Below are 23,340 nucleotides of genomic sequence, written 5' to 3' on the forward strand. Positions count from 1 at the left end.
TTGGCTCACCTTTATAAATGCCCACTGAAATCGCCGCAATCATATATTTAAGCGGATTATTATTGATCATTCCTTTCGCGCGCATATGCGTAAGCGCATCGACTAGTGCAACACATGCACCACTAATGGAAGCCGTACGTGTGCCACCATCAGCTTGAATGACATCACAATCAATCGTGATCGTATTTTCACCTAAGGCTTTTAAATCCACTGCAGCACGTAAAGAACGCGCGATTAAACGTTGAATTTCCATTGTTCGGCCACTTTGCTTGCCACGAGCCGCTTCACGATCACAACGAGTATGGGTTGAGCGAGGTAACATGCCGTATTCTGCAGTGATCCAACCTTTACCTTGGCCTTTCATAAAACGAGGCACACCCGGTTCAACAGTAGCAGTACATAATACTTTCGTATTGCCAAACTCAACTAATACAGAACCTTCTGCATGAAGGGTATAGTTTCGGCTAAAAGTAACCGGTCGAATCTGGTTAAGTGTTCTTTCACTAGGACGCATCATCTCTTCTCTAATCTAAAAATTTGCCACATTATAGAAGGTTGCTATCCATCATGCTATGACGAAATGGAAAACTTTATATGACAAGCTAATTTTGTTTAAAAATAAGTGCTAGAGCTGTCATCATCTTTGGTTATAATGGATTGAATTTAAAAATTAACCTGTAATTGAAAAAGGGAATCGTTTCCATGATCCACAGCATGACAGCATACGCGCGCCAGGAACAAAAAGGCGATTGGGGAACAGGCACGTGGGAAATCCGCTCTGTGAATCAACGTTATTTAGAAACCTTCATTCGAGCGCCAGAGCAATTCCGCGGCATGGAACCCATTATTCGCGATCGCCTTCGTAAAAATTTACAGCGCGGTAAAGTAGAAGTTTTCTTAAAGTTTGCAGCCAACCCAGCCCATGTTGGCGAACTGACCATCAATGAATCTCTCGCCACTCAATTAGTCAATAGCGCTAAATGGGTGCAAGATATAAGTCAAGGTGACATCAACCCTGTTGATATTTTACGTTGGCCTGGCGTGATGGAAGCTCAGGAAATTGACATGGATTCAGTACAAGCCGAGTTACTCTCAGCACTAGATCGTACCATTGTCGACTTTCTGGATGCGCGCGCTGCCGAAGGTGCCAATCTAAAAGACATGATTGAAAGTCGCTTAGCAGCCATTCTTGAACAGGTCGATATTGTTGAGCAACACATGCCACAAGTTAAAATTTGGCAGCGGGAACGGTTAAGTCAAAAACTCGAAGAACTCAAAACAGACATTGACGAAAGCCGTTTAGAGCAAGAGCTTATTTATTTAGCACAGAAGCAAGATGTCGCAGAAGAACTCGACCGCCTAAAATCACATGTTAAAGAAACCCGTAAAATGCTCAAAAAAGGCGGAGCATGTGGTCGCCGTTTAGACTTTATGATGCAAGAGTTCAATCGTGAAGCCAATACACTAGCCTCAAAATCAATTAACAGCGACATCACCAATGCTGCCGTCGAACTTAAAGTATTAATTGAGCAAATGCGTGAGCAGATCCAGAATATAGAATAACGTTAATTAAAAGCCCTACTTAACATTTTTTAAAAGTGAAGTCAGGGCTTTTAGCTTTTCAATCCATATCCAAACTGCGAACTTATCATTACTGAAAATCATGTTTTACCTATAACAACTCATCGTTGGACTACAAGCGAAAAACAAAATAACAGCTATATTTCTTATTATTAGAATAAGGAACTTCTGAATGGCTGAACAATACTTATCAACTATTTCAATTTTAGAATTTGACGAGAATTTTCATGTTCAGTCAGCTAATGATGCTTTTTGCCAGCTACTTGGAGTAAATAAAAATCAACTTCATGATATTGATATCCATAAAATACTCAATTTAAATCACTCCATTTTTTCCCTGACTTCACCAAAACAGCTGAACACTAAATCAATATTCGCGACCACAGACAATTTTCGTTCCTTTTTACTTAATGTGGTTGATACCAAGAAAATAAATAGCCGGACGGTAATCACAGTAACAGTCAATGAAATTAGCGAGCCATCTCTCATTTCTAATCAAATTAGTCAGAATATTAAAAGTGAATTCAGCTTGCTTCAAAATGCTGTAAGTGGTGCCAATATTGGTATTTGGCGCTACAACATCCTCAGTCAACACACCTATTTTTCGCAAAAAACAAAAGATCTACTTGGGTTAGACTCACATTCAGAGTTAACGTGGCAAGGCTTCATTAAACGAGTACATCCTATGGATCAAGAGCTCTTTGAGGTTTTCTTCGATAACCACCTTGAATTTAGACTGCTGCTTCATTTTGAATTCAGAATTTTTATTGATGATGCATTTCAATGGTTTGAACTTAGGGGGGAATTAGTAGAAAGAGCGACAGGTGAAAGTCACATTTACGGCACTTTAATAAATTGTCATCAGAAAAAAGAGATGGTCATTGCACTAAATGATGCAAACGAAAGTAAAGCCCTAGCCATGCAAGCGGGTAAGATAGGAACCTGGCGCGCTTCAAAAGCAGGTAACGAATGGACATGGGACTGGGACAAACTCACTAACGATATTTTTCACCTACAAGATGACGATATTGGCCATCTAGAGAAATGGGCTGAACGCGTCCATCCTGAAGATATACCTGAAGTACTCAGCCAACTCGAAGCCTCCCTAAAAACAGGCCAAGAATTCAACGAAAAATATCGAGGAGTACTCCCCTCTGGAGAAATTTTTTATGTTTCAGCAAAAGGAGTCGTGGGTAAAAATGCGCTCGGAGAAAATTATCGAATTGATGGCTTTTGTGTGGATGAAACTGAGATTTGCCAAGCGCATGTGCAATTACAACAGCTCAACCAAGAGCTCGAAGCCCGTGTAGCAGAAAGAACGGCAAGGTTAACCCAAGCTACAGAGCAAGCTGAATTAGCCAGTAAAATAAAATCCGATTTTCTTGCAATGATGAGCCACGAACTCAGAACACCAATGAATGCCATTATTGGCTCATTAGAACTTCTGTCATTATCGATCAATGATTATGAACAAAGCGAATTAATCAACACCGCTTCTATCTCTGCGCACAATCTGATTAATATTCTCAATGATATTTTAGATATAAATAAAATAGAATCTGGAAAGTTAGAAATTGAAACCCTTGATTTTAATCATCAGCAATTGATTCACAACATAGTAAAAACATATGAATCAACCACCATCAACCAAGGTGTGACTTTGATAGTGTTAGAAGACACTTCAATGCCGCCAATTATATCTGGTGATGAAATCCGAATCAGGCAAATACTGATCAATTTAATCAGTAATGCCGTTAAATTCACCGCAGGAAATGAAAAAGACCTTAAACAAGTCACAATTTCAATACTCTGGAGACAAATTGAAAGTAGCTTATTTGAAATAATCTATGAAGTGAACGATACCGGAATTGGCATAAACAAAGAAACACAAAAAAAACTCTTCACCCCTTTTATACAAGCAGAAAAATCAACAACAAGAAAATTCGGGGGGACAGGCTTAGGTCTCGCCATTTCAGGTAAGCTCGCAGATATGATGGGTGGCTCGATTGAACTAACCAGCCATGTAGGAGAAGGCAGCAAATTCACAATAAAACTCCCTATTTGGCAAAACGCATCAATTCAACTCCCAACAGAAAAAAGCATTTTGTGCGAAAAAATGACTGTCGTGTATTTTAATCAAGAAACCCCAACACAAACACTCCATATTAGTAGGCTCCTTTCTCGTTTCTGTGACAACATTCACCATCAATACTTGCCTCATAACTCTCCATCCAAGGAAGATGGACTGCTTGTTTTTATTGTTCCTGACCTAGAAAGTCAGGTTGAATCTTTTAAGTTTGTCGAGGAACTGTCTCAACCTTTTATCATTTTTACAAACCAAACAAATGTTGAAATAAGCCGACGTGCGTTACTAACCTCTCATATCTATACGATTCACCCTCAAACAATCGTATCTATGAGTGCAATTTTAAATCACTGTGGAAAAAATACAGACTCGATTGAAAAGCTTGAGGAATTCGACCTAGACTTAAATTTCGACCTCGATTTTGAGGACTTGCCACCAAACCCGACTGAACATATTTCAAACCCTGTAAAAACAGGCATCCTACTTGTAGAGGATAATATAGTGAATCAACAACTCATCGCTAAACAATTGAGCAAACTGGGGTATCAATGCGAAATAGCAAACAATGGCAAGGAAGGGTTTGATAATTGGCAATCAGGCAAACATAGCTTAATCCTAACTGATTGCCATATGCCTGAGATGGACGGCTACCATATGACAAAGAAAATTCGTGAATCCGAAACGGCGCTTAAACTCAATAGAATCCCGATTATCGCCGTGACGGGCGCCGCAATGAAAGGTGATAAAGAATATTGTTTTTCTTTTGGTATGGACGATTTTGTAAGCAAGCCCATTACCTTAGACAGCTTAAGAAAAACCCTAAATAAATGGTACTCTTAAAATATGACGCAACTAAAAACCCTTAATACACAAGTATTAATAGATTTAATAGGTGATGATCCCAATGAGCTTATTAAATTTCAAATGCGCTTTTTACAACAAGCGCAAAGTAATTTGAAGACGTTAGTCAGCCAGTTTAATAATGACCAATTTGATGAAATAAAAGAAAGTGCTCATTTTTTGAAAACTTCAGCAAAAGCCATCGGCGCAGAGATCACGGCAGATTTACTGCAACAATTAGAAGGCTGCGCACTTAAACAACAAAAAAAACAATGTAAATTCTTAATCCAAAGCATTGCTGACGAAATAAAACTCGTTTACAAAGAATGTAGGCAATAAACTCAGAATCACGCTCTTAACTCGCGGAGTCCCGAAAGTGCAGTCCGAAACATCATTGAGCAACATCAATTACACGAATAAACCACCAGACCTTTTTGTTTAAAAAACAGAGATTAACTCCGTTTTAAAAAGACTAAAATAAAAATTGAGTTACTTTTTAAAACATCAGCATTGCACACTTCGAACATGAAAAGCTATCTAAATGACTAGCAACTTCTTATAATTTGCCAATAGAAATGAACATTTTCATAATTTTTTTACAATTTTTGCACTGCAAAAGACATCAATACAGACTTTAGGAATGTTAAATGAACCGAGTTCGCGGAAATTTATTTATTTTATCAGCACCATCAGGTGCTGGAAAATCAAGCTTAATCACAGCCTTATTAAAGCGTCACGCTGATATGAAAGTTTCGGTGTCTCATACAACGCGCCAACCTCGCCCTGGTGAAGAAAATGCCGTGCATTATCACTTTGTTACCATCGATTCCTTTAAAGCACTCATCGATAAAAATGACTTTTTTGAGTGGGCTCAAGTGTTTGAAAACTATTACGGTACATCAAAGCAAGCGATTGAAGCACAACTCGCCAGTGGCATTGATGTTTTTTTAGATATCGACTGGCAAGGCGCACGTCAAGTTCGTCAATTAGCGCCTGAAGTACAAACTATTTTCATTGTTCCTCCCTCTAAAATTGAGCTCGAAAGCCGCCTCAATAATCGAGGCCAAGATTCTGTCGATGTCATTGCTTCACGGATGGCCAAAGCACAAGCAGAGACCTCACATTATGATGAGTATGATTATATGATCATAAATGATGACTTCGATACTGCGTTAGTCGAGCTTGAAACCATTGTGTTGAGTCAACGTTTGAAACAACAAAATCAAGCCATTAAGCACCAACAATTGCTTCATGATTTACTCAAAGAAGACTAGTTTTTTAACCCAAGCCATCGAGTGTAGACAAGTAACCGAAATATAACTGATTAGATCTTGGCTAATTGGGGTGCTTAAAGTAAACTACGCTTTTGCTTAATTAAAATTTTGGGAGTGCATAATGGCTCGCGTAACTGTTGAAGATGCAGTAGATAAAATTGGCAACCGTTTTGATTTAATCTTGGTTGCGGCACGTCGTGCCCGCCAAATTTCGGTTGGTGGGAAAAACCCGATGGTTGAAGCTGGTACAGACAAACCAACTGTTATCGCACTTCGCGAAATCGAAGCGGGTTATGTTGATAATGTCTCAATGGATCACATTGAACTTGAAGAACAACATAGTCAAGAAGCTGCAGAATTAGCAGCGGTTGCAGCTATCGTTGGTGGCAACCAGTAATCTATTACTTCCATAGATAAATGCTGGCGTCCTTTCACCATAAGGGCGTTGGCATTCCTCCTTTTTCATCGTATATTGTTACCTAAAACAAGTATCTCCCCACCTCTCTAGAGCATTGGAGCGTGAATGTATCTTTTTGAAGGTTTAAAAAAGAAAATCTCAGAATATTTATCACCAGATCATGTTGAACTGGTGCAAAAAGCATATGTAGTTGCTCGAGAAGCGCATGAAGGTCAAACGCGTTCCAGTGGTGAACCTTACATCACCCACCCTGTCGAAGTAACACAAATTCTAGCCAGTATGAAACTCGATCATGAAACTTTAATGGCTGCTTTAATGCATGATGTCATTGAAGACACTGATTTTAGCCAAGAAGACTTAGCCGAAATTTTTGGTGAAACAGTCGCTGAATTAGTTGAAGGCGTCAGTAAACTCGATAAACTTAGCTTCAAAGATAAAAAACAATTTCAAGCCGAAAACTATCGAAAAATGATCATGGCCATGACGCAAGATATCCGCGTTATTTTAATCAAGCTGGCAGATCGAACTCATAATATGCGCACATTAGGCGCACTACGCCCTGAAAAACGCCGCCGTATCGCCCGTGAAACTTTAGAAATTTATGCACCGATTGCCAACCGCTTGGGTATCCATGATATCAAGAATGAATTAGAGGATTTAGGCTTTCAAGCACTCTATCCAATGCGTCATCGAGCATTAAAAAATGAAGTTGCAAAAGCTCGCGGAAATCGTAAAGAAATAATCAATAATATCCGAGGCGAGATTATCGCGCGCTTGGCTGAGTCAGGTATAGAAGCAGAAGTCAGCGGTCGTGAAAAGCACTTGTACAGTATCTACAAAAAAATGCTCAACAAAGAGCTGATGTTTAATGAAGTAATGGACATTTACGCATTTAGAATTAATGTCAATTCAATGGATACCTGCTATCGCTCTCTCGGAGTTGCGCACAACCTTTACAAACCAATTGAAACACGCTTTAAAGACTATATTGCAGTGCCAAAAACCAATGGTTATCAGTCGCTGCATACTTCGTTAGTCGGTCCACATGGAATTCCTGTCGAAATCCAAATTCGGACCCACGAAATGGATCACATGGCTGACAAAGGAGTGGCTGCTCACTGGATGTATAAGAAAGCTGGAGATAACTCAGGTAACACCGCACAACAACGAGCACGTCAATGGATGCAAAGTTTACTTGAGTTGCAGCAAAGTGCCGGGTCATCGTTCGAATTTGTAGAAAATGTTAAAACAGAGCTCTTCCCTGAAGAAATTTATGTATTTACACCGGACGGGCGCATTATCGAGCTCCCAATGGGCGCCACAGCGGTCGATTTTGCATATGCTGTGCATACCGATGTCGGCAATACCTGTGTTGGCGCTCGAGTAAACAGAAAGCCTCATCCTCTAAATCGCCCACTCGATACCGGGCAAACTATTGAAGTCATCACCAGCTCTGGCGCACATCCTAATGCCACTTGGCTCAATTTCATTGTGACAGGTAAAGCGCGCTTAGGGATCCGCAACTATTTGAAAACTCAACGAGAAGAAGAAGCGATCAGCTTAGGTCGCCGTTTGCTCGAGTCTGCGCTGGGTGAACAATCATTAGAAGATTTACCGGATGAAAATATTCAACGCGTGTTAGAAGAAAATCACCTAAAAACCATGATGGAACTACTGGGTGCGATTGGAACCGGTAACTTAATGAGTATTTTAATCGCCAAGCGGTTATTGCATTCAGATAATGCCGACTTAGATGAATTCACCAAAAAAACCAAAGCAGCTATTATTGGTACTGAGGGAATGCTCGTCAGTTATTCGAAATGTTGTCGACCAGTTCCAGGTGATGACATCGTCGCTCATGTTAGTCACGGTAAAGGGCTCACCGTTCACCGCCATGAATGTAAAAATATTCGAGGTTGGGAGAACGATAAAGCAAAATTCTTCGTCGTACGCTGGGAAGATGCACCCGAAAAAGAATACATCGCCGCCTTACGAGTTGAAATTATTAACCATCAAGGGGCCTTGGCTAAACTGACAAGTGTTGTAGCATCGACTGCAGCCAATATTGTCGAAATAGCCACCGATGAAAAAGAAAGTAACCTATACGTCATCGACTTGTCAGTCACTGTAAAAGATCGCATACATGTTGCCAATATAATGCGAAAAATCAGAGTGATGCCTGACGTACAAAAAGTCTATCGTAAACGATAATTACCGAATTTAAGGATATACAAAAATGACAAAAGCTATCATAAATACCGATCAAGCTCCTGCCGCAATCGGCACATATAGCCAAGCTGTGAAAGTAGGAACTGCTGTTTACCTTTCAGGCCAGATCCCACTAGTCCCTGAAACAATGGAAGTTATTTCAGAAGATTTTGCTGAGCAAACGCATCAAGTATTCAAAAACCTCGTCGCGGTCTGTCAAGCAGCTGGCGGGCAGATCCAAGATATGGTGAAAGTAAATATTTTCTTAACTGACTTATCAAACTTCGCGACCGTCAATGAGGTCATGAGTCAATATTTTAAAACCCCCTACCCTGCACGTGCTGCGATTGGGGTCAGAGCGTTACCAAAAGGCGTTCAGATTGAAATTGATGGCATTATGGAATTACCTTCCACAAACTAACCATCATTCATATAAAAAAGCGCAAATTTTGCGCTTTTTTTTATTTTCGTCTAGGCAAAAAAGGTTAAATATCATACATTCATAACATACATATCTAAAAAAGCAGTGCGATGTTTACGATTGATAACAAAGGAAAGGTTTTTCTAGATTTAGCCAATTATGGTACACCTGCCAGCGCATCATTTGTTGAAGAGGCTCTGGCCGCTTCTCAATACGCTGATTTTGCTATTCATGCCGAAACAATTAAAGCATTTTTTAAACAAAACCCGCAGCCCAACATCCTGCATGTTGCAACCAAAACCGATGCCACTTTAGAGATTGAGATAGCCGATGATAAGATGAGTGCGATTGGCTATTTACAAACAGCACAGGGCGGAAAAATGATGTCTCTTGAGGCAGGAAAAGCCCTTTTAGTTAAATCAGGAGTGAGCAGAGGTTATAAGCAAGCCTTACTTGAATCATTGCTCGCACTACAATTTGAACTCGGTCCAGGTGAAAAAACACACAAAGCTATTGCCGTTGGACGACCTGCCACCCATGGCCAAAATGGAAGCTTAGAAAAAAGCGTCACAACGTTATCCGAACGTTTAAACCAACCTAAAGAGCTCGAAAATGGACGAGTCGACTTACGTGATTTTGGTAAATTAGCCAGTGTTACCAAAGGGACAACGCTCATCAAAATAATACCCGAAACCCAAGGCTCTGAAGGGTTTAATGTTATCGGTGAAACATTGCCCCCTATACCTGGTCAAGGAGTAACTCTCATTGCCGGAGAAGGCACACAGATTCCCGCAGAAAATCCCCATGCATTAATCGCCACCTGTGACGGGGTGCCTATCGACATTCCCAATGGCATGCGTGTTGATGATATTTTCACGATTGATGAAGTGAGTGTCAAAACGGGGCATATCGACTTTGATGGCAGCATTTTAATTACTAAAGGTGTTGATCCGAGCATGAAGGTCACCGCGAAAGGAGATATTAATATTCTAGGCACTGTGGATGGGGCGATGATCACAGCGCAAGGTAATATCTCAGTTAAAGGGGGCATCATTGGTCATATGGATCATGATGATCACCACCTCACTACCATAGTAAACTGTCAAGGAGATCTCACTTTAGGTCACGCTCAATATGCCAGTCTAAGTGCTAATAACATCACTGTTGCCCGCCAAGTAAGTCATTGTGAGATGACCGCCAAAAACTCAATAAAAATCGCTGAAGGTAAAAAAGGCAAAGGCATTGGCAAGTTAATCGGAGGGAAAATTTTAGATGCAAAGCATGTCATAGCTGCAGAAATTGGTACAGAATCAGCCGCTAAAATTGAAATTTCATTAATGCAAGCCGGCCATCAATTGATCGAAAAACACGAAGCATTGCTCGATCAACTAACTGCTGCTGACACCCACTTATTTGAATTAACCGCCAAACAAGTTGCGGTAGATCGACTGAGCGATTGTCAGCAAAAAAAAGTCCTACAAGCGAAAATTGATGCGGCCAACAAGCACTGGATGATGCAATCAGAGAAAATTGAAGGGCTGCTTTCAAAATTCGATGATGCACTGCATTATTTACTGGAACATAGCGACATCAAAGTCAGCCAAACCTTACATCCGGGCGTTGAATTTAAGTTATTCAATAAAACCCTTAAAACAACTCGCACTTACCCAGCATGTCGCGTCAGTTTAAAAGATAATAATATCCATGTAGAAATTAGCGCCAAGAGCCAAGGTTAGGCTATCAGCGCTTTTTATTACAATATTTCAGCAAATGCAGACTTCACCTCAGAAGACCACACCCCGACTTGCACTTGACCAATATGCTGCTTTTGTAATAACAGCATCGCTAAGCGTGATTGACCAATTCCTCCGCCTATTGTTTGCGGGAGCGCCTGTGCAAGTAACTGACGGTGCCAATCAAGTGATAACCTGTCGTGATCTCCTGTAATTGCTAGTTGACGCTGTAATGCTTGCGGACAAACTCGAATACCCATAGATGAAATTTCAAATACATCCTCCAAAACAGGATTCCACACTAAAATATCGCCATTGAGACCTGCAAATTCATCACAAGTCGGCGTCGACCAATCGTCATAGTCCGGCGCGCGAACATCGTGAATTTTACCATCACTCAGTTTCCCACCTATTCCAATTAAAAACACCGCACCAAATTCTTTTGCAACAGCTCGCTCACGCTCCTTTCCTGAAAGGTCTGGATACTCGCGTGCCAATTGCTCAGCATGTAAAAAAGTAATATCAGATGGTAAGAACGCTTTTAGCCCATATAAATCTTCAAGCTGAGATTCTGTTTTCTTGATTGCTTGATATAAAATAGCAACAGTTTGCTTTAAGAAATCAAGGCTTCGTTCAGTCGAAGCGCAAATGACTTTCTCCCAGTCCCACTGATCAACATACACAGAGTGAATCGGACTTAGTGCATCTTCATCCGGACGCAGCGCTTTCATGTTGGTATACAACCCCTGACCAACAGCAAAACCGTAATCAGCTAATGTTTTACGTTTCCACTTTGCTAATGAATGCACGACTTCGTATTGCTCTGTTGGTAATGTTTTAACTTGGACAGACACCGCTTTTTCGTGGCCACTGAGGTTATCTTGAATACCATCACCGACTCTGGCTAAGATTGGCGCTTGCACCTCAACCAACCCTAGTTGACTTTCTAACTGCGCCGCGAATAATGCTTTCGCTTTACTAATTTGTTGCTGTGTTTGTATGTATGTTGCTGACATTTTGATAATCCTCATTCCCAAAACCTGTCGAATTAAACGAACGATTTGTAACTAAAACCGCTCTCAATGCTTATTATCCTCAAACAAATACCAAATTATTTCAATATCCCGCAACAAAAAGAACTTTACTACACAAGAATCGATAATAAAATAAACCAATAATTAACAATTCATTATTAAAAGGCTTTTTATTCCATGCAAAATTATCAGATCGATAATCTCGACCGTGCCATTCTTCACGCATTAATGGAGAATGCACGGATCCCTTATGCCGAATTAGCCAAAAATCTTGCAGTCAGTGCTGGAACGATTCACGTTCGAGTCGAGAAAATGAAACAAGCCGGGATTATTGAGGGGACTCGAGTTGCCATCAATGCCAAACATTTAGGATATGATGTCTGCTGCTTTATAGGCATAAATTTAAAAAATGCGAAAGATTACCCCGATACCATCACCAAACTCGAAGCACTTGAAGAAGTCGTCGAAGCCTACTACACCACAGGCAACTACAGCATTTTTATAAAGGTGATGACTCGCTCTATTGATCACCTGCAAACCGTGTTGATCAGTAAAATTCAGGCCATTGATGCTATTCAATCAACCGAAACTCTGATTTCATTGCAAAATCCAATCTACCGCGCAGTCATGCCTTAAGTGTCGCACACTATCAAACCGCCCTCGCTGGCAATAAAACACCCCGCGATGGCCTATTTACTTGTTATAATCGGTAAAATAGTTAGAAAACACAGAGAATTCGATGGAAAATAAACGCTATCACCGCATCAAAAGCGTGTTAGATCGTCGTCAAACAGATTTAACGGTTTGTTTGGAAGATGTTCATAAACACCACAACTTATCGGCCATAGTACGCACAGCTGATGCGGTTGGCTGCCATCATGTCCATGCTGTCTGGCCAGAAAACCAAAAGTGGCTGACCAATAACACCTCTGGGGGCAGTAAAAATTGGATTGATACGCAGCTGCATTTAAATATCGATAACGCAATCGAAGCCATTCGAGCGCAAAATCCAGGGATTCAGATTTTAGCGACTAACCTTTGCCCTGAAGCTGTTGATTTTCGTGAAATAGACTACACCCTCCCAACAGCCATTATTGTCGGACAAGAAAAAACCGGCATTTCAGAACGCGCACTGGCTCATGCCGACAAAAGTATCATTATTCCTATGCAAGGCATGGCGCAATCTTTAAATGTATCTGTTGCTGCAGCACTGATCTTATTTGAAGCACAAAACCAACGCGAAAAAGCAGGCTTGTTTGAGCGCAATATGCTTGATCCGGCGATCAAACATAAAATGCTATTTGAAGGTTGCCATCCGATTATTGCCCAAAAATGTATCGAAAAGTCGTTACCCTACCCAGCCCTCGACGAGCAAGGCGAAATAATTGCCGATGACGTATTTTGGCAAAAACTAAAACATGCTTGATGCCATCTAGCACTACAAGTAAACTGAAAAAATCCAATAAATGAAAGAGTTGAGCTTCCCTTGTCACAACCTCTGTTAAGCCAATATCCAATAACTGAGCTAAAAGGTGTCGGGCCAAAAATGGCGCAGCGTTTGGCCAAATTAGCCATTCATACTGTGCAAGATCTACTTTTTCATTTACCTCTCAGATACGAAGATCGCACCCGTATTTACCCCATCAACGAATTGCAAGCACACAACCACCAAAGTGTGATGGGTGAAATAGAAAACAGCCAAGTCACTTTTGGTAAACGGCGCATGATGATTTGCCAAATCAACGATGGAACCGGTCGCCTAACTCTCAGATTTTTTAGCTTTACGGCCGCGCAAAAAAATAACTTAGTCACGGGTAAAATCATCCGATGTTTTGGTGAAGTGCGCCGAGGCCAATATGGTTACGAAATGGCGCACCCTGAATACACCTTACTCGACGATTACCAGCAAAGCCCCGTCAGCGATACGCTCACTCCTGTCTATCCAACAACAGAGGGGTTGAAGCAATTATCTTTACGTGCTTTGAGTGAACAAGCAGTTGCCTTACTCGAGAAGTATGACATCGAAGAGTTGTTGCCCAGCGACTATCAACCTGCCGGTTTGACACTCAAACAGGCTCTTTTAACACTTCATCGCCCAAGCCCCGATACCTGTACTGAGCAACTTGCTCTTGGGCTACACCCCGCACAGCAGCGCTTAGCTCTTGAAGAATTGTTAGCCCAAAACTTGAGCTTACTAAAACTGCGCCAAAAAGCGCAGGCTCATCAAGCTGTGGCTTTACAAACCAATTCAACACTCGAGCAAGGTTTTTTAACTCAATTACCTTTTTCACCAACAGGGGCTCAGCAACGAGTTGTGCAAGAAATAAAACACGATTTAAGCCTCCCCCATCCCATGATGCGCCTTGTACAAGGCGATGTTGGTTCGGGAAAAACTCTCGTTGCCGCATTAAGCGCATTAACTGCAATTGGCCAAGGATATCAGGTGGCGCTGATGGCCCCCACTGAGATATTAGCTGAGCAACATTTTATAAGTTTCAAACAATGGTTAATCCCCCTCGGAATAGAAGTCGCATGGCTTGCAGGTAAAACCAAGGGAAAAGAGCGTGACAATACATTAGCGAATATGGCCAGCGGTCAGGCACAAATGATTATTGGCACACACGCTTTATTTCAGCAGCAGGTGCAATTTTTTAACTTAGCGTTGATCATCATTGATGAGCAACATCGCTTTGGCGTGCACCAGCGGCTCGAATTACGTGAAAAAGGCCGTTTTGGCGAATGCTACCCACATCAACTCGTGATGACCGCAACGCCGATCCCACGCACTTTGGCGATGACCGCTTACGCTGACTTAGAAACCTCGATTATTGATGAACTTCCTCCGGGCCGCACCCCCATTACAACGGTTGCACTGCCTGATAGTCGTCGTGATCAAATCATCGAGCGAGTGCGCCTAGCCTGTACTGAACAGCAGCGCCAAGTGTATTGGGTGTGTACTTTAATTGATGAATCAGAGGTACTACAGTGTCAAGCTGCAGAAGATAACGCCAAAGAGCTCCGTGTTTTATTGCCCGAACTTACAATAGGCTTAGTCCATGGGCGAATGAAACCCGCTGAAAAACAGCAGATCATGGACGAATTCAAGCAAGGAAAAATCCACGTTTTAGTCGCCACAACCGTCATAGAAGTCGGGGTGGATGTGCCCAATGCCAGTTTAATCATCATTGAAAACCCTGAGCGCCTTGGGCTTGCGCAGTTACATCAACTTCGAGGTCGTGTTGGCCGAGGCTCAATAGCCTCTCACTGCGTATTGCTTTATCACGCACCTTTATCTGCTACGGCTCAAAAACGTCTAGGTGTTTTACGCGACAGTAATGATGGCTTTGTGATTGCGCAACGAGACTTAGAAATTCGAGGGCCTGGCGAAGTGTTAGGCAGTAAACAAACGGGTCTGGCTGAATTTAAAATTGCCGATTTAGTCCGCGATCAAGCACTCGTCAAACATGTTCGACCCATGGCTCAATCTCTCCTTTCTCGTCACCCAGAATTATGCGATAAATTAATTACTCGTTGGCTCGCACAACGCGAACACTACGCGCAAGCCTGACCTAAATACAGCCTATCAATCGATATATGAATATTTAAATACAAATCAATGACAAAAATGAGACAAAAACAAAAAATAATTTTACAATTAAAAACAACAACTTAAAATTAATGTGACAGTGATATTTAATTATTTAGACTCTAACAAGTCGATTGTAATATTTAAGTAATATTTCGAAATTAACATACTCGCATCAAACAGGCACTTGCCTAGATAAAATTGAGTCATTCACTTTACAATTGTTAGTTAGGAACCAAGCGATGAACAAGTTAATTAAACTGTCTACGATGACCGCAGCTATTTTAGCAACGTCAAGCCTTTACGCTGCAGAAGTATCAACTAAAGGCGGTTTTCAAGTTAAATCTGACGACGGTCAGTACAGCTTTAAATTTAATGGCCGAATCCAATTAGATGCAGCCGCATTTAGCAGTGATGATATCGATTTAAATAATGGCACAGAAGTGCGCCGTGCACGCTTTGCAGCCAACGGTAAAATGGCTCAATGGGGCTACAAACTACAGTATGACTTTATGTCGAGCGAATCAGTGAAAGATGCGTATATCAGCTATAACGGCTTTAACAATACTGAAATTTTAATCGGTAGCCAAATCGAAGCATTTGGCATGGAGCCGCAAACAAGTTCAAACGACGTGACGTTTATTGAACGTTCTTCAATTATTGAAGCGTTTGGTTTAAACCGTGCGATGGGTATTGCTGCTCGTCAATGGGGCGAAAACTGGTCTCTTAACTATGGTATTTATGGACAAGACGTCAACAAAGACAATGCAGGTGATGAAGAGCTTGGCTTTAACGGCCGCTTTAACTACGCCCCTGTTATCGATAAAGACCAATTAATCTCTTTTGGTGCATCGTTATCAACACGTCAATTATCTGATGGAGCTTCAGTGCGCTTTCGCTCACGTCCAGAATCACATCAAGCTGATACGCGTATTGTTGATACATCAAGCTTAGCTGCTGATGGTTATAATATGTACGCCCTTGAAACAGCTATGAAATTTGGTTCACTGACTATCTTAGGTGAATACATCAATGCTGATGTTGATTCATCAGTAAACAACGACAGTAGCTTCGATGGCTATTACTTATCAGCCTCTTACCTGCTAGATGGCTCAACACGCCCTTACAATACAAAACAAGGTAAATTTAAGCGTGTTAAGCCGGGTAAAAATGGTGCTTGGGAAATCGCAGCTCGCCTATCAAGCCTTGATCTAAACGACAAAGACGCAGCTATCATGGGTGGCCAAGTTGACTCGATTACACTCGGCGCAAACTACTACATCAACAACAATATGCGTGCGATGTTTAATGTTGTTTCAAGCGACGGTGATGAATTCGCTAAGTATGATGCGACTTCTGTTGCTGCTCGTATGCAAATTACTTGGTAAATAGTTATAATCTAAAAAAAAGCGGCTAAGCCGCTTTTTTTAGATTGATCACCTAAATTGCACAGCTTTACGCCTTCAACGATTTGGCCGCTTTTGGGCTTAAGGCGCGCAACAAACCAACCACAGTTTCAATAAACTCTTTTTGTTCGTTATCTTTGTGATACGCAATATAAATGTCTCGTGATGTTTCTGGAATGCCATCCACCCGTTTTAAAACATCTGACTCTAAATAACTCTTCGCTAGCGCTTCAGGAATAAACGCACTTCCCCCGCATTGTAATAATAAATCTAACGCGATCCGGCCGGTACTTGTCCGGACATAGGGCAATGTTTTACCTGCTGCTACTTCAGCATGCCACAATGAAAATGCGGTTCCCCAATCGACATAAACATATTGATTTTCGTAAAAGCTAATCGCATCGCAGTCATCAAAGCTGGTTATAGGAATAATCGCTAATTCACAAATACGTTCAACTTTGAGTTCATCCACTTTGGGCGGATCAAATAACACAGCCATGTCTAAGGTACGCTCTAACAACAATCGCGTACTTTCTTGTTGAGCTTTCACTTCAGCCACTAACGACACACCAGGCATTGCCGAAACAATATTTGTAATCCCAAATTGCAAGAAGGCATCCCAAATATTTGGCGTACCTGCCAACGAAACCTGTTTATTCATTCCCTCAGCAAGTGCGACATCAATTTTTGCTCGCTGAACACCTGTAACAATAAGGTTGGCATGAGGAAGTAAGCGTTCACCTGCAGCTGTGAGTTGGATATTATTTCGCTGCCTTAAAAATAGATTTACACCGAGTGTTTGCTCCAGTTGCCTAATGCGAAAACTCACGGCTGATTGAGTTAAATAGAGATTTTCAGCCGCACGGCCAAAGTGGCGCGTATTAGCAACTTCCATAAATGTTTTAAGTAAATCTATATCCAATTACTTATCCTCACGATAAATCTTTTTTGTTTAAAATAACACAAATCTTAGTATAAGCTCGCGTCGAATAATCATGTCCAAAAGGAGCCTGTATGTCTATCCAAGATATTACAGCGATTAAGCGCGCATTTGCATCTGATCAACTTTTTTTTGATGATGCTCACTTTCCTCGAGGATTTAGTCGAAGTGGTAACTTTACGTTATTAGAAGCGCAAATCCTAGAAAACAATGGTGTGGTCTTAAAAGCTTTATATAACAACACAATCGAGCCTATCAACGACTTACAAATTCACTTTCTGAATGTAATGCAAGGGCATAGTGAAGCACAGAATATCGCCGAAAAGGTGTGGCTTAAATATTTAAAATTAACAACGAGCCCTGCACGTTTTCATACCGTGTTTGGCAAATCGAAAAATACCGGTAGCGAAATCAGCTACGGTAGACAGATTGAGGAATTCTAATGCGCGGTTGGATAATCTATAAAGACTCTGCCACTTTATTGAAACCAGAGTCTTATGAAATTCAACGCCTCGTAGAGGCCGCTAAGGCATCGGGAATTGAACTAGACGTTTACTCACCGGACCAATTTGATTTAACGGTCACTCGAGAAGACGATAAAAGTATCATGATCAATGGTGAATACGTCAAACTCCCCGATTTCGTAATGCCTAGGATGGGAGCGGGTACGACCTATTTCGCTTTAGCTATCATCCGACATTTAGAGCGTCTTGGGGTTTACTGTGTTAACAATTCTGTCGCGATCGAAACCGTCAAGGATAAGCTGTACTCACAACAAATCTTAGCGGAAAAAAACCTCCCGACACCTAAAACAATGTTGGTGAAATTTCCAGTCAATGTTGATTTAGTTGAAAGCACTTTAGGCTTTCCTGTGGTCATCAAAACGCTCTCAGGATCACAAGGCAGCGGGGTGTTTTTATCAAAAAGTAAAAGTGAGTTTCGCGATTTAATGCAATTGATTGAGGCAACCAATAAAAATGCCAATATCATTTTGCAAGAGTTCATAAGTAACAGTCATGGTCGTGATTTACGCGTATTTACGATTGGCGGCCGTGTGATTGCCTGTTTTGAGCGTAAAGCCGTTGATGGCGATTTTAAAGCTAATGTCAGTAATGGCGGCAGTGCAAGCCCCTTTGTTATTACACCTGAAATAGAATGGTTAGCGCTGCAAACCTCTCATGCACTAGATTTAGATATCGCAGGGATTGATTTACTCTTTGACAACGGCCACTACAAAATATGTGAAGCAAACTCATCACCTGGTTTTGAGGGCTTAGAGTCATGTATTGATATTGATGTCGCAAAAGAGATTTTGCATTTTGTTCGCATCCGTTTAGGTATTTTTGACAAACCTAAAAAAATAAAAATACCGACGTCAGAAGCCTCTTTAGCGCAAAAAGACGAGAAATAATCCACACTTTGGTGCACCGAACGCGTGCACTTTCTACTTTACCCTATAAAAAACTCAACAAAATTCAGCAAATTATCAAAGCTCAGCTAAACTTTTTAATACCTACTTTCCTTTACTTTTCGCGTAATTAAAAGGGATTAAAGTGCCGCATAAGCTATTAATAATCGAAGATAATCAATCTATCGCAAAGGTGCAAAAGCACATAGGAACAAAAATAGGGTTTGATGTCGATGTCGCCTTTTCTTTGGCTGAAGCCATTACTCTCATTGAAAATAACAACTATTTTTGCGCCGTGGTTGATTATGTCTTACCTGATGCACCCACAGGAGAAGCCATTCCATTCACGATTGGGGCCGATATTCCAACCATCGTAATGACAGGCAAGATCGATGCTCAAACTCGCGATACTGTCTTACGTTACCCGATCGTCGATTATATTACCAAAGAGAACCGCCAAGCTTATCATTATCTTGAAACACAACTGCGCCGCTTGCCGAAGAATGAACATGTTCGCATCTTAGTGGTCGATGACTCAGGCGCTACTCGTAATCATTTAAATAATTTACTCAAACGTCATAATTACTTAGTGGCCCTTGCAAAAGATGGTATAGAAGGATTGGCTCAACTTGAAGCCTATAAAGATATCAAAGTCGTCATCACAGATAACGAAATGCCCAATATGGATGGCATCACCCTCACTTCTCAAATCAGGCAAATTTACAGTAATGAAGACTTAGCGGTGATTGGCATTTCGAGTACAAAAGACAACCAAATGTCAGCGAAATTCTTAAAAAATGGTGCGAATGATTATTTGAGTAAACCCTTTCACCCTGAAGAATTTTACTGTCGCCTTAGTCAAAACATTGAAATGCTCGAAGCGATTGCGACTATACGCTTACAAGCCAACAGTGATTACCTGACAAACTTACCCAATCGTCGCTATTTCTTCGAATCAGTACAAGAGCAACTCACAAAACGCTTTGAGGAACAGCAAGGGATCACACTCGCCATGATCGATATCGATCACTTCAAAGCAATCAATGATAACTATGGCCATGATGCAGGAGATGAAGTATTAAAAGGATTAGCCGACTTTTTTAAACAGCACTTTACCCAAGCGTTAGTCGCCCGACTAGGCGGAGAAGAGTTTGCTATTTTCTTTGCTGAAAATACCTACCAAGAAGCACAACAACAATTAGAGAAGTTTCGACTCGCAGTGGAAGAACATAGTCCCTCTTTTAGTCAAGATAACATCCAATTTACCTTATCAATTGGCGTCACCTATCAAGTGAGCGAACGAGTCGATGAAATTTTAAAAGTGGCCGATAAACATTTATATACGGCCAAGGAATCTGGCCGTAATATTGTCATTAGCGATTAACTGTAAAGGCTAGTTTTCACCTGCTAACAGCGCACGCCGCTTAGCTTTATTTGCAAAGTGATAAGAGTCCCAACTAAATAATGCGAGCGCTCCCCAAATACACGCAAATGTGACCATTCTGTCAACGCTAAACGTTTCACCATAAAAGCTCACTGCTAATAAAAACATCAAGCTTGGGCCGATGTATTGAAAAAAGCCTAAAGTCGTATATTGCAAACGCTTTGCTGCAGCCGTAAAACACAATAGCGGTAATGTGGTCACAACACCCGCGCTGACTAACAAAACATTTAATTGCCACGTATTTGACGATAAATCAGCAGTCGGTGATTGCATAAAATAAAACCAGTAGATCAATGCCGCAGGCAATAAAATAAGCGATTCGAGTAATAACCCAGGTAAAGAATCTACGGCCAGCTTTTTACGTAACAATCCATACACAGCAAATGAACCCGCCAGCGAAAAAGCAATCACAGGAAACGATCCAAAGCTAATCACTTGGATCACCACCCCCGAAATAGCTAATGTCACTGCGATACCTTGCCAACGACGTAAACGCTCACCTAAAAATAAAAAGCCGAGTAATACATTCAATAATGGGTTGATGTAATACCCTAAGCTGGCATCGAGCATGTGATTATTATTGACTGACCAAATAAACAACCCCCAGTTAAATCCCAACAAAGTTGCGGTAACAATCAACATAAAGACTAATTTAGGTTGCTTTAGAACATTGACGACCGTGTGCCATTTTTTGATAGTCACAACAATAACGAATAAAAAAAGGAAAGACCAAACAACGCGATGAACTAAAATTTCCATCGCAGCTACATTATCGAGCAACTTAAAATAAATCGGCGCTAGGCCCCACATTAAAAAAGCCGCACTCGCAAACATCATGCCTTGTTTTTGCTCTGAACTAATCGACATCCAATTACAAATCCATAAAAAACGGTGCGCCATCTTAACGTAAGTTTTAAAATTCAGGCACCATTGGACTCAAAATAATAAATTTAACTTAAAAATCGTGTATCGCTAAATTTACTTCGCTGTCATTGTTATTCGACAGTGTCAAAAAAAGGCACTAATGAAATACTACCAAAAAATAAACCCGACCAATTCCGAGCAAGGAATGCAGACAAGCGAGAAAAAAAACTCTAAAATGCCGCGATGATAACGACACCCACGACCGAACAGTCCACCACGGATATCTATTCAATACTCAAACAAGTATTTGGGTACGATACCTTTCGAGCAGGACAAGACAGCGTAATAGAAGCCGCCATTGCAGGCCAAGATACGCTTGTTCTCATGCCGACGGGTGGAGGAAAATCACTATGTTATCAAATCCCTGCGCTAGCGTTATCAGGGATCACTATCGTAGTATCACCACTGATTTCCTTGATGCAGGACCAAGTTGCTCAACTTAACGCGCTAGGTGTTGCGGCAGAGTGTATAAACCAAAGTCTTTCCCGCGAACAAAGCATGGCTATTTATCAAGATTTGCATGCGGGTAAAATTAAGTTGCTGTACGTTGCTCCTGAACGGGTTTTGCAACACGACTTTATTGAGCGCTTACATCATTTACCCATCAGCTTATTTGCGATAGATGAAGCGCATTGTGTCTCCCACTGGGGGCATGATTTTCGCCCACATTATTTTCGACTCAAACAGCTTAAGCAATATTTTCCCGCCATCCCGATAATGGCATTAACAGCAACTGCCGATACTGCAACACGCCATGACATTGTCCAACAGCTGAATTTAAACCACCCCTATATTTATACTGGCAGTTTTGATCGACCTAATATTCGTTATACCCTCGAAGAAAAGTTCAAACCTTTATCGCAATTAATGCGTTATTTGCGCCAGCAAAAAGGGCAAAGTGGCATTATTTATTGCACCAGTCGCAAACGCGTCGATGATATCAGCGCAAAATTAGTCGAAGCCGGATTTAACGCAGCGGCCTACCATGCAGGGCTTGAAAACTCACAGCGGAGTTTTGTCCAAAATGCATTTGCTAAAGACGATATTCAAATCGTAGTAGCCACTGTTGCATTTGGCATGGGCATCAATAAACCCAATGTCCGCTTTGTTATTCATTATGATATTCCCAAAAATATCGAGTCTTATTATCAAGAGACTGGACGAGCAGGCCGTGATGGCTTAGCTGCTGAAGCCATCATGTATTTTGATCCCGCAGATATTCCACGGGTAAAGCGTTTTTTTGAAGACATCGAAGATGAGCAAAGACGCAAAGTCGAACAACAACGCTTTAATGCCATGGCCAGCTTTGCTGAAGCACAAACCTGCCGACGGAAAATATTACTTAATTATTTCTCTGAGTATCAACGTGAAGCCTGTGGTAACTGCGATATTTGCCTCAACCCACCCAAGCAATTTGATGGCACCGTCGTTGCACAGCAAGCGTTGTCTTGTGTGTATCGTGCAGAACAAAAATTTGGCATGGGTTATATTGTCGAGCTGTTACGCGGGGCCAATACCGCTCGGATCCGTGATAACAATCACCATGAACTCAGCACATTTGCGATCGGTAAAGAACAGAGTATTGAGTTTTGGCTCAGTATTTTAAGACAATTAGTCCACCAAGGGATGTTACAGCAAGACATTACACTCGGGTCTATTTTGCGTCTGACAGAAGCCGCACGCCCTGTATTACGCGGTGAATACCAACTGCAATTAGCCGAACCACGCTTACAAGCGAAACACGTCTACCAAGATAAACTGGCGCAATTTAATTACGATAAAAAGCTATTCGCCAAACTGCGCGCGCTACGAAAAGAGCTCGCGGATGCCGATGACGTGCCCCCTTATGTGGTTTTCAACGATAAAACCTTGGCAGAAATGGCGCAAATTATGCCAACAACCGATGCTGAATTTCTTCACGTCTCAGGAGTCGGTTTTACTAAACTGACTAAATATGGCTCGGAGTTTATGAGTTTAATCCGCGCATATTTAACCCAGCAATAAACGCAAAACCAAGTGATTTTGCCTTCATTTTAG

The 23,340-nt window shown here is 41.3% G+C and carries 20 protein-coding genes (1 of these 20 cut by a window edge); 16 read left to right on the forward strand and 4 right to left on the reverse strand.

The window, feature by feature from the left end; genetic code table 11:
• A protein-coding gene (rph, locus tag AC3KVK_RS13945) for a ribonuclease PH (protein ID WP_086744671.1) crosses the window boundary here: on the reverse strand, positions 1 to 514 show its 5' portion. Its footprint begins 200 nt before the window's first position; 514 of the gene's 714 nt are visible here — the first part of the coding sequence; it begins with the start codon at positions 512 to 514; its stop codon lies off the left edge, out of view.
• 188 nt (positions 515 to 702) lie between these two features.
• On the opposite strand from rph, the gene AC3KVK_RS13950 reads away from it, so the two are divergent.
• From AC3KVK_RS13950 to AC3KVK_RS13985, 8 genes are all read left to right on the forward strand, one after another.
• Entirely contained in the window at positions 703 to 1,563 is an 861-nt protein-coding gene (locus AC3KVK_RS13950; RefSeq protein ID WP_490311861.1) for a YicC/YloC family endoribonuclease, read from the forward strand.
• Positions 1,564 to 1,753: 190 nt separating this feature from the next.
• Positions 1,754 to 4,507 carry an ATP-binding protein gene (locus AC3KVK_RS13955; protein WP_490311860.1) on the forward strand — a complete coding sequence of 918 codons (2,754 nt, stop codon included), beginning with the start codon at positions 1,754 to 1,756 and terminating at the stop codon, positions 4,505 to 4,507.
• A gap of 3 nt (positions 4,508 to 4,510) precedes the next feature.
• On the forward strand, positions 4,511 to 4,846 hold the full coding sequence (locus tag AC3KVK_RS13960) for an Hpt domain-containing protein (RefSeq protein ID WP_490311859.1): 336 nt from the start codon (positions 4,511 to 4,513) through the stop codon (positions 4,844 to 4,846).
• A 308-nt stretch (positions 4,847 to 5,154) separates the two neighbouring features.
• Positions 5,155 to 5,781 (forward strand): guanylate kinase, encoded by a 627-nt coding sequence (gene gmk, locus AC3KVK_RS13965; RefSeq protein WP_490311858.1) that lies wholly within the window; start codon positions 5,155 to 5,157, stop codon positions 5,779 to 5,781.
• A gap of 121 nt (positions 5,782 to 5,902) precedes the next feature.
• The gene (gene rpoZ / locus AC3KVK_RS13970; protein WP_490311857.1) at positions 5,903 to 6,178 is read left to right on the forward strand and encodes a DNA-directed RNA polymerase subunit omega; all 276 of its coding nucleotides are present in this window, start codon (positions 5,903 to 5,905) and stop codon (positions 6,176 to 6,178) included.
• A 126-nt stretch (positions 6,179 to 6,304) separates the two neighbouring features.
• Entirely contained in the window at positions 6,305 to 8,410 is a 2,106-nt protein-coding gene (spoT, locus tag AC3KVK_RS13975; protein ID WP_490311856.1) for a bifunctional GTP diphosphokinase/guanosine-3',5'-bis pyrophosphate 3'-pyrophosphohydrolase, read from the forward strand.
• A gap of 25 nt (positions 8,411 to 8,435) precedes the next feature.
• On the forward strand, positions 8,436 to 8,828 hold the full coding sequence (ridA, locus tag AC3KVK_RS13980) for a deaminase RidA (RefSeq protein WP_490311855.1): 393 nt from the start codon (positions 8,436 to 8,438) through the stop codon (positions 8,826 to 8,828).
• 110 nt (positions 8,829 to 8,938) lie between these two features.
• Positions 8,939 to 10,564: a FapA family protein gene (locus AC3KVK_RS13985; RefSeq protein ID WP_490311854.1), complete on the forward strand. Its 1,626-nt coding sequence runs from the start codon at positions 8,939 to 8,941 to the stop codon at positions 10,562 to 10,564.
• A gap of 17 nt (positions 10,565 to 10,581) precedes the next feature.
• On the opposite strand, the gene asnA is transcribed toward AC3KVK_RS13985, so the two are convergent.
• Positions 10,582 to 11,577 carry an aspartate--ammonia ligase gene (gene asnA / locus AC3KVK_RS13990; protein WP_490311853.1) on the reverse strand — a complete coding sequence of 332 codons (996 nt, stop codon included), beginning with the start codon at positions 11,575 to 11,577 and terminating at the stop codon, positions 10,582 to 10,584.
• Positions 11,578 to 11,772: 195 nt separating this feature from the next.
• Here asnA and asnC point away from each other — a divergent pair, with 195 nt between their 5' ends.
• The 4 genes from asnC (at position 11,773) to AC3KVK_RS14010 (ending at position 16,569) form a co-directional block, all read left to right on the forward strand.
• Positions 11,773 to 12,231, forward strand: coding sequence for a transcriptional regulator AsnC (gene asnC, locus AC3KVK_RS13995; protein ID WP_490311852.1), 459 nt, complete (start codon positions 11,773 to 11,775; stop codon positions 12,229 to 12,231).
• A 103-nt stretch (positions 12,232 to 12,334) separates the two neighbouring features.
• Positions 12,335 to 13,021, forward strand: a complete 687-nt coding sequence (trmH, locus tag AC3KVK_RS14000; RefSeq protein ID WP_490311851.1) for a tRNA (guanosine(18)-2'-O)-methyltransferase TrmH — start codon at positions 12,335 to 12,337, stop codon at positions 13,019 to 13,021.
• 60 nt (positions 13,022 to 13,081) lie between these two features.
• Positions 13,082 to 15,163, forward strand: a complete 2,082-nt coding sequence (recG, locus tag AC3KVK_RS14005) for an ATP-dependent DNA helicase RecG (protein ID WP_490311850.1) — start codon at positions 13,082 to 13,084, stop codon at positions 15,161 to 15,163.
• Positions 15,164 to 15,423: 260 nt separating this feature from the next.
• On the forward strand, positions 15,424 to 16,569 hold the full coding sequence (locus AC3KVK_RS14010) for an OprO/OprP family phosphate-selective porin (RefSeq protein ID WP_490311849.1): 1,146 nt from the start codon (positions 15,424 to 15,426) through the stop codon (positions 16,567 to 16,569).
• A gap of 67 nt (positions 16,570 to 16,636) precedes the next feature.
• Here AC3KVK_RS14010 and AC3KVK_RS14015 read toward each other — a convergent pair whose 3' ends face one another.
• Positions 16,637 to 17,509, reverse strand: a complete 873-nt coding sequence (locus AC3KVK_RS14015) for a LysR family transcriptional regulator (RefSeq protein ID WP_490311848.1) — start codon at positions 17,507 to 17,509, stop codon at positions 16,637 to 16,639.
• A gap of 92 nt (positions 17,510 to 17,601) precedes the next feature.
• Between AC3KVK_RS14015 and AC3KVK_RS14020 the strand changes: the two genes are divergently transcribed.
• The 3 genes from AC3KVK_RS14020 (at position 17,602) to AC3KVK_RS14030 (ending at position 20,319) form a co-directional block, all read left to right on the forward strand.
• On the forward strand, positions 17,602 to 17,970 hold the full coding sequence (locus AC3KVK_RS14020) for a MaoP family protein (RefSeq protein WP_490311847.1): 369 nt from the start codon (positions 17,602 to 17,604) through the stop codon (positions 17,968 to 17,970).
• Entirely contained in the window at positions 17,970 to 18,938 is a 969-nt protein-coding gene (locus AC3KVK_RS14025; RefSeq protein ID WP_490311846.1) for an ATP-grasp domain-containing protein, read from the forward strand. Before AC3KVK_RS14020 ends, AC3KVK_RS14025 begins: the two co-directional genes overlap by 1 nt.
• A gap of 142 nt (positions 18,939 to 19,080) precedes the next feature.
• Positions 19,081 to 20,319: a diguanylate cyclase gene (locus tag AC3KVK_RS14030; protein WP_490311845.1), complete on the forward strand. Its 1,239-nt coding sequence runs from the start codon at positions 19,081 to 19,083 to the stop codon at positions 20,317 to 20,319.
• Positions 20,320 to 20,328: 9 nt separating this feature from the next.
• Here the strand turns inward: AC3KVK_RS14030 and rarD are convergent, their stop codons facing one another.
• A complete protein-coding gene (gene rarD, locus AC3KVK_RS14035; protein WP_490311844.1) occupies positions 20,329 to 21,246 on the reverse strand; it encodes an EamA family transporter RarD in 918 nt (305 codons plus the stop codon).
• 240 nt (positions 21,247 to 21,486) lie between these two features.
• Here rarD and recQ point away from each other — a divergent pair, with 240 nt between their 5' ends.
• Positions 21,487 to 23,307 carry a DNA helicase RecQ gene (recQ, locus tag AC3KVK_RS14040; RefSeq protein WP_490311843.1) on the forward strand — a complete coding sequence of 607 codons (1,821 nt, stop codon included), beginning with the start codon at positions 21,487 to 21,489 and terminating at the stop codon, positions 23,305 to 23,307.
• The last annotated feature ends 33 nt before the right edge of the window (positions 23,308 to 23,340 follow it).

This window comes from Pseudoalteromonas sp. J2K-J979 (assembly GCF_058169715.2).